The 1,645-nt window shown below is 48.0% G+C and carries 1 protein-coding gene; it reads right to left on the bottom strand.

All coding sequences use genetic code 11. The annotated features are described in order from the left end of the window. Positions 1-254: 254 nt before the first annotated feature. Positions 255-1,268 (bottom strand): IS110 family transposase, encoded by a 1,014-nt coding sequence (locus ABYW01_RS21005; RefSeq protein ID WP_372836514.1) that lies wholly within the window; start codon positions 1,266-1,268, stop codon positions 255-257. Positions 1,269-1,645: the final 377 nt, after the last annotated feature.

Below are 1,645 nucleotides of genomic sequence, written 5' to 3'. Positions count from 1 at the left end.
CCGGCGTCTTTCCAGCTCATTCGAGCAGCGCCTTGATGTAATCCGAACCCTGGCTCCTAATCACTACATCGGCATCTGAGTGCCTTGGTCAAGTTTAGGTTTTTCCAGGGACGGGTAACCGTTTTTCATCAGTGCCTGCAAACTCAGGCTTTTACCTTACTTGTGCTCCGTTTGTGCCTGTTCTCCCATAATGGACCAGTGCGAATGGCGGCTTATTGCCTTGCGTTCACGCCTCTGTTTGGATAAAAGCTTGCTTAGCAGTCGAACTGCTCTTGTCGATTCAGGATGCTCCAAGCTATTCGAGTAAGCTTGTTTGCTAGTGCTACCGTGGCTTTGTTTTTTCCACGGCGAGCGATCAATCTCCTTAGCCAGAGCCCCATTGAGTCTTGTCTCTTTTCTGCAAATCGGATAACAGCACGAGCACCATGTATCAGCAACACCCTCAATTCTTTGTTTCCATGTTTAGTGATGCTACCTAAGGTAAATTTTCCGCCGGAACTGTATTGGCTAGGAACCAGACCGCACCATGCAGACATCTGTCGTCCATTGGAGAACTGACTACCAGAGCCAACTTCGCTTAGTAAAGCGGCTGCGATGATTGGTCCAAAGCCAGGAATCGATAACAACGCTTTATATCGAGGTTGTTGCTTACACAGTTGAACAATTTGCTCCGTAAGTGCATCAATATCCCCATTGAGTGAATGCAGGCTTTCCAGTAGCTCGCTGAGGAGCACTCGGATCACGGTAGACAACCCATTTTCTGCATCGCCAAGAGCATCGGGAAGAGACCTTTGCAATTGCCGAATGCCTTGAGGAAAAACAACACCGTACTCTCCGGCTAAAGCGCGGATCTGATTGGAGGTAGCTGTTCTCTGCTCAACCATACGTCTACGTACACAACGCAATGCCTTAATGTCCTGCTGCTCGGTAGTTTTGACATCGACAAGGTGGATGCCTGGTCTATGAGCCGCCTCACAGATAGCTAAGGCATCATTGGCATCGTTCTTCTGCTTGCGAGCAAAAGGCTTCACTGCCTGTGCTGGGATCAGTGCTACGCGGTAGCCCATACCCTCAAAAGTGCGAGCCCAGTGATGTGATGAAGCGCAGGCTTCCATGGCTATCAATGTGTCTTCTGGAAATTGGCGTATCACGTGTAGCAGCATGTTTCGTTTAATCTTACGATTCGAATTGACGGTGCCATCTTCCAGCCACACGCAAACTTGGAAAACGTTCTTTGCCAGGTCAATACCAACAGTCTTAATATTCATGATGGACGCACCTTCTGCGAATTAAGTCATAACAACTCAATTCTGGCGCACTACGACGCCGCTCAAGGTGGGGCGTCCATCACATCACTACATACATTGTCTTTCTCAGATGCAGGGATTTTATAGGCAGTGAGGTAAGGAGGGTCTTCTTCGTTAGTACGAGAGATAATCCAGCCTTCGATCCAGTCAATAGTTGAGAAAGTGGAAACTGCCTGTTGGGGGATTGCCCTTTTGTTTGGCTATGTCTGAGTAAACTGTTGTAAACCTGCCATTCTTAAATATAAGTATGATGTTTGAGGATGGCATTCCATGAATACGTCAGCGTTTCACCAACTGCTAAAGCAGTTAACCTCGCTCTCGCCCAGCCAATATCAGTG

This window comes from Pontibacterium sp., assembly GCF_041587635.1.
Classification (GTDB): domain Bacteria; phylum Pseudomonadota; class Gammaproteobacteria; order Pseudomonadales; family Balneatricaceae; genus Pontibacterium.
The sequence above is the reverse complement of the archived record's forward strand: the minus strand, read 5'-3'. Positions and strand labels throughout refer to the sequence as shown.

Excerpts from the sequence above, each read along its gene's own strand:
- ABYW01_RS21005 (WP_372836514.1), bottom strand. The coding sequence starts at position 1,268 with ATGAATATTAAGACTGTTGGTATTGACCTGGCAAAGAACGTTTTCCAA.